Genomic DNA, 1,063 nt, shown 5'->3' with positions numbered 1-1,063 from the left:
GGTGTAATGGACATTTTTCATGCTGGCGTATGGTCTAACGCTATATACTGTCTATATTTGCAAGGAATCAACGCCATGAATCAAAAAACTGCCCTTTTTGTCGTGATAAACACACCAAGAAGAATGGACGCAAGCTTGGCAAACAGCAGTATCAATGTCTCGCTTGCAGACGGCAGTTTTTAGGTGGAAAAAGACTCAATAACCAAACCCTTTGGACTGAATACACTCAGGGAAAACAGACCTACCAACAGCTGGCTGATAAATATCACTGTAGTCTCAAGACCATTCAAAGACGCTTAGATAAAGTCAGTACCCAGTATCAGATTAAGCAACCAAAGACTGCTAATATCATCATGGACACCACTTACTTTGGTCGCAAGTTTGGTTTAATGGTCTTTATGGACAATACCACTAAAGCCGTACTTTATGACGCGATAGTGGGTCATGAAACCAACAGTGCCTACAAGCAAGGTGTTGATCATCTAGTATCGTTAGGCGTTGATATACAAAGCATCACCTGTGATGGTAGACGAGGACTGCGTACGCTATTCACCCACACCCCTTGCCAGATGTGCCAGTTTCATCAAGTGCAAATAATAACTCGCTATCTCACTCGTCGACCTAAGAACAGTGCCAGTATCGAGCTTAGACGGCTCACTTTAGACTTAACTAAGCTTGATAAAGCCACGTTCACAAAATGCTTAGATCAATGGTATTTAACCCATGAAGACTATCTGAGTGAGCGTAGTACCAATGAAGATACTGGTAGAAGTTGGTACACTCACAAACGTCTTAGAAGTGCTTATCGCAGCCTCAGAACCAATAGCGATTGGCTATTTACTTACCAAGAATATGAGCACTTAGACATACCAAATACCACCAATTCTCTTGAAGGATTATTCAGTGAGTTAAAGCGACAATTACACAGTCATCACGGTCTAAGTGAGCAGCGTAAGTTGCGGTTTATTAAAGACTTTTTAGGGTCAAAGTCACTCAAATAGCATGAATTATGTCCATTAGCGACTACCTTCTACTTTTTAGCATGAATTTTGTCCATTACACC

1 protein-coding gene is annotated in these 1,063 nt (G+C 41.3%); it reads left to right on the top strand.

What is annotated here, in order from left to right; genetic code table 11:
- The first annotated feature begins 53 nt into the window (after positions 1 to 53).
- Positions 54 to 1,001, top strand: a complete 948-nt coding sequence (locus JFC05_RS12635; RefSeq protein ID WP_420850575.1) for an IS256 family transposase, variant Zn-binding type — start codon at positions 54 to 56, stop codon at positions 999 to 1,001.
- Positions 1,002 to 1,063: the final 62 nt, after the last annotated feature.

It is taken from the genome of Psychrobacter celer (assembly GCF_016107555.1).
Taxonomy (GTDB): domain Bacteria; phylum Pseudomonadota; class Gammaproteobacteria; order Pseudomonadales; family Moraxellaceae; genus Psychrobacter; species Psychrobacter celer.
Note: the sequence above shows the minus strand (reverse complement) of the source record. Positions and strands in the feature narration are given on the sequence as shown.